Annotated in this window: 3 protein-coding genes and 1 pseudogene; all 4 read right to left on the bottom strand. The window is 62.5% G+C overall.

The genetic code is table 11. From position 1 onward, the window contains the following. Positions 1 to 56 precede the first annotated feature (56 nt). A pseudogene (locus ACQKP2_RS31730) lies at positions 57 to 365 on the bottom strand (alcohol dehydrogenase catalytic domain-containing protein); the annotation flags it as partial. Between the two features lie 202 nt (positions 366 to 567). Then, positions 568 to 1,425, bottom strand: coding sequence for a formyltetrahydrofolate deformylase (gene purU, locus ACQKP2_RS31725; RefSeq protein ID WP_427582227.1), 858 nt, complete (start codon positions 1,423 to 1,425; stop codon positions 568 to 570). A 243-nt stretch (positions 1,426 to 1,668) separates the two neighbouring features. Then, on the bottom strand, positions 1,669 to 2,301 hold the full coding sequence (locus ACQKP2_RS31720; protein WP_427582226.1) for a sarcosine oxidase subunit gamma: 633 nt from the start codon (positions 2,299 to 2,301) through the stop codon (positions 1,669 to 1,671). A gap of 166 nt (positions 2,302 to 2,467) precedes the next feature. Next, the coding region (locus ACQKP2_RS31715) for a glycine cleavage T C-terminal barrel domain-containing protein (protein ID WP_427582225.1) at positions 2,468 to 4,818 on the bottom strand (2,351 nt) is incomplete at its 5' end.

The following is a 4,818-nucleotide window of genomic DNA, read 5'->3' as shown; positions in this document are numbered from 1 at the left end:
CTGATACCCATCTCAATGCCACGTCAGGTTTTCGCCTGGTGCAATTACAAGAACAAGGAACGGCAGCGCCCGCAAGCGACGTTGAATGGCACGGAGACCAGGTCGCCGATTTTCAGGTTTTCGACGTCGCTGCCCTTCTCGATCACTTCACCGGTGATCTCGTGGCCCAGCACCAGGCCGACCTGGGCGGTGGTACGACCGCGCACCATGTGCTGGTCGGAACCACAGATGTTGGTGGACACCACGCGCAGGATGACGCCGTGCTCGATCTTGCGACCGCGCGGGTCCTGCATTTTCGGATAGTCGATTTTCTGTACTTCGACCTTGCCAGCGCCGAGATACACCACACCACGATTGCCAGACATGCTTTCACCTCGCTGTTGTTTTTATGGAACCGCGTTGCCCAGGCAGGCAGCGCGTAGAGTGCTCGGGTACAGATGCTGTTTCTTGTGTTGCCTGTCAGGGCCCTATCGCGAGCAGGCTCGCACCCACAGTGGATTGGGGTTGAACACAGATTTTGTGACCGACACAAAACCCTGTGGGAGCGAGCCTGCTCGCGATGGCAATCTAGAGAACGACCGTGCGATTGGCGTTCAAAAACACCCTTCTTTCAATGTGATAACCAACGGCCCGCGCCAGGGTCAGCCCTTCGATGTCGCGCCCCTTGGCGATCAGGTCTTCGGGGTAGTGACTGTGGTCCACCGCCTCGACGCCCTGGGCGATGATCGGCCCTTCGTCGAGGTCGTTGTTGATGTAGTGCGCCGTGGCGCCGACCAGTTTCACGCCCTTGTTGTAGGCCTGGTGGTACGGCTTGGCACCCTTGAAGCCCGGCAGCAGGGAGTGGTGAATGTTGATCGCCTTGCCGTCGAGTTTGCGGCACAGCTCCGGCGACAAAACCTGCATGTAGCGGGCAAGGATCACCAGTTCGGCGCCGGACTCCTCGATCACCCGCCACACCTGACGCTCCTGGGACGGCTTGTCGTTGGGGTCCAGCGGGAAGTGGTAGTACGGAATCTGGTGCCAATCGGCCAGCGGCTTGAGGTCCGGATGGTTGGACACCACGGCGGCCACGTCCATCGACAATTGGCCGATGCGCTGGCGGTAAAGCAAATCGTTGAGGCAGTGATCGGCCTTGGACACCATGATCACCACTTTCGGCCGGTAATGCGGCGCGGTCAGTTCGAAGACCATGCCGAAGGCTTCTCCACGCTCGGCCAGGCCCGCGCGGAAGGACTGCTCGTCGAAACCGTCGGGCTGACGGAACTCCACACGAATGAAGAACCGGCCAGAGAGCCGGTCATCGAAGGAGTGGTGTTCAGTGACGTAGCAACCCTGCTCGAACAGAAAGCGAGTCACCGCGTCCACGGTGCCGAGCAAGCTGGGGCAGTCGGCGGTCAGGATCCATGTGTCTGGGGCGCGGCTCATATTGTTTCCTCCGATCGTTCCCACGCTCTGCGTGGGAATGCCGCCATGGACGCTCGGCGTCCGCTCTTGGGACGCGGAGCGTCCCGGGATGCGTTCCCACGCGGAGCGTGGGAACGATCATCAACCTTCCTGTAGGAGCGAGCATGCTCGCGATGGGGGTAAACGATAACGCTGGCTGTCTGAATGCCCACGTTGTCCGGGCCTCCATCGCGAGCGTGCTCGCTCCTACAGGGATTGTGTTGATCAGGCCTGCACGGCCAGGCCGTATTCGGCCGCTGCATCCTGCAGCCACAACCACCAGTAATCGGAGAAGCTGCGGCGGATCAGCAGTTCCCAGGTGTCTTCGGCGGTGTGGCGGATCATCAGCTGCGACTTGGCGAACACCGTGCCCACGGCCTTGCCCACCGGGAAGTTGTTGGGGTGTACGTCGTAGCTGGTGGATTTCATCAGCACCTGGCGCACGTTCGGGCCGCTCAGTTCGAGGATCTGCTGGCCGCCACTGACGTTGACGATCTGGATGTGCAGGTCGCCCAGCGCTTCGCGCAGTTTCTTCTCGGCAGCGAACTCTTCGCCGCTCGGGACGATCAGCAGCCACTCATCCGGGCCCATCCATTGCAGGCTGGTTTCACCCTTGACGATGACGGTCAGCGCACCCGGCAGTTCGATGCCGAGGGCCTTGTGCACGCCGGCGGCGAACGCCGCATCGTGGCCATCGCCGCGAATGGTCAGGTGACCGAGGAGTTTTTTCTCGCGCACGGTCACACCGGCGTTCTTGCGGCCCTTGCCCACCAGGCTGGCGAGGTCGGCATGATGCAGCGACGACTCGGCCTTGGCGCCGTTGGTCGGGCGTTGTTGGTAAACATTGGCTGCGGTCATAAAGCACCTTTCCTGAATTCTTTTGGTTCCGGCCCTTGTGGTGGCAGCCCCGCCGCCATCGCGAGCAGGCTCGCTCCCACAAGGGTTACGCGATCTCCTGTGGGAGCGAGCCTGCTCGCGATGAAGTCAACGCGGTTCAGCCGACACCCCACAGGACCCGAGGTCACTAAACGTTCTGGCGATCACCTTTCGGGTCGAAGAACACCGAAGAAACGATTTCCGCCTCGATCACGCTGCCATCCGCCAGCGGCGCAAACACACGCTCGCCCATGCGGTTCAGGCCGCCCTTGACCACGCCCATGGCAAACGAATAGCCGAGGGAGTTGTGGGCGTAGCTGGAGGTCACGTGACCGACCATGGTCATCGGGATCGCCTGCTTGGTGTTGAACACCAGTTGCGCACCTTCCGGCAGCCACTTGGTCGGGTCGATCGGTTTCAGGCCCACCAGCTGCTTGCGTTGATCGCGCACGCAGTCTTCACGGTTCATGCCACGCTGGCCGATCCACGAGAACGGTTTAGTGCGACCCACGCACCAGCCCATGTTCAGGTCGTCCGGGGTCATCGAAGCGTCAGTGTCCTGGCCTACGATGATGAAGCCCTTCTCGGCCCGCAGCACGTGCATGGTTTCGGTGCCATATGGCGTCAGGTTGTACTTCTTGCCGGCGTCGACGATTTTTTCCAGTACGCCCATGGCGTAGTCGGCCTGCACGTTGACTTCGTACGACAGCTCACCGGTAAACGAAATCCGGAATACCCGCGCCGGTACGCCGCCGACCAGACCTTCTTTCCAGGTCATGAACGGGAAGCCGTCCTTGTCCAGATCGATGTCGGTGACTTCGCTGAGCAGCTTGCGGCTGTTCGGCCCGGACAGGGTCATGGTGGCCCAGTGGTCGGTCACGGAGGTGAAGTACACCTTCAGGTCCGGCCATTCGGTCTGGTGGTACAGCTCCAGCCATTCCAGCACGCGGGCCGCGCCGCCGGTGGTGGTGGTCATGACGAAATGGATGTCGGCCAGGCACGCCGTCACACCGTCGTCGAAGACCATGCCGTCTTCCTTGCACATCAGGCCGTAGCGGGCCTTGCCCACATCGAGCTTGGTCCAGGCGTTGGTGTATACCCGGTTGAGGAACTCACGGGCGTCCGGGCCCTGGATGTCGATCTTGCCCAGGGTCGAGGCGTCGAGCAGGCCGACGCTGTCGCGCACTGCCTTGCACTCACGCTTGACCGCTGCGTGCATGTCTTCACCACCTTTAGGGAAGTACCACGGACGCTTCCACTGGCCGACATCTTCGAACTCGGCGCCGTTTTTCAGGTGCCAGGCGTGCAGTGCGGTGAAGCGCACTGGCTCGAAGAGGTGGCCGCAGTGACGACCGGCTACCGCGCCGAATGTGATCGGCGTGTAGTTCGGGCGGAACATGGTGGTGCCCATCTGCGGGATGGTGATGTTCATCGAACGGGCGGCGATGGCCAGGCCGTTGATGTTACCCAGCTTGCCCTGATCGGTACCGAAGCCCAGTGCGGTGTAGCGCTTGACGTGCTCGACCGACTCGAAGCCCTCGCGGGTGGCCAGTTCGATGGCGGCAGCGGTGACGTCGTTCTGCAGGTCGACGAATTGCTTCGGCGCACGGGCAGTGCCTTTTTCGTGAGGCACCTGGAACAGCGCCAGGGTCGGTTCTTCCAGGCGAGCCAGCGCTTTTGGCAAGGTGGCCTGGACCGCCGCGAAACCGGCTTCGCTGGCTGCGCGCACGCCGCCTTCAAAACCGTCGGCCAGCGAATCGCCCAAGCCGTAAACGCCATTGATGCCACCGACGCACACACGCTTCTGCGGTGCTTCGCCCGGTACGAAACCGAGGATGTCGTCACGCCAGATCGGCTTGCCGCCCAGGTGCGATGCCAGGTGAACCACCGGGCTGTAGCCGCCGGAGCTGGCGATCACGTCGCATTCGAGCCATTCGCCGGGGCTGGTGACTTTGTGCCCTTTCACGTCAATTGCAGCAACACGAGCGGCAGTGACGTGCTTGGCGCCACGGGCCTCGATCACGGCGCTGCCGGTGAGGATGCGGATGCCCTTGGCGCGCGCTTCTTCCACCAGCGCACCGCGCGGGTTGCTGCGGGCGTCGGCGATGGCCACCACTTGCAGGCTGGCATCGAGCCAGTCCAGTGCCACGCGGTAGGCATGATCGTTGTTGGTGCTCAGCACCAGTTTCTTGCCCGGTGCCACGCCGTAACGGCGCACGTAAGTCGAGACAGCGCCGGCCAGCATGTTGCCCGGCACGTCGTTGTTGCCGTAGACCAATGGACGCTCGTGAGCGCCGGTGGCCAGCACCACACGCTTGGCGCGCACGCGGTGGATGCGCTGACGTACCTGGCCAATTGGTGCGCGGTCGCCGAGGTGATCGGTGAGGCGTTCGTGAATGGTCAGGAAGTTGTGGTCGTGGTAGTGCTGACCCAGGCCTGGCATCCCCGATTCGACAATGATCCGGCGCACCGCTGGCTGCGCGAGACACTGAAAAGCTG

The sequence above is a fragment of the Pseudomonas sp. NPDC089569 genome (genome assembly GCF_050280625.1).
Lineage (GTDB): Bacteria > Pseudomonadota > Gammaproteobacteria > Pseudomonadales > Pseudomonadaceae > Aquipseudomonas.
This window is presented reverse-complemented; position numbering and strand designations above follow the sequence as displayed.

What these genes read in the sequence shown, in the direction of transcription:
- ACQKP2_RS31720 (WP_427582226.1), bottom strand. Translation starts at nt 2,301, where the DNA reads ATGACCGCAGCCAATGTTTACCAACAACGCCCGACCAACGGCGCCAAG.
- purU (WP_427582227.1), bottom strand. Translation starts at nt 1,425, where the DNA reads ATGAGCCGCGCCCCAGACACATGGATCCTGACCGCCGACTGCCCCAGC.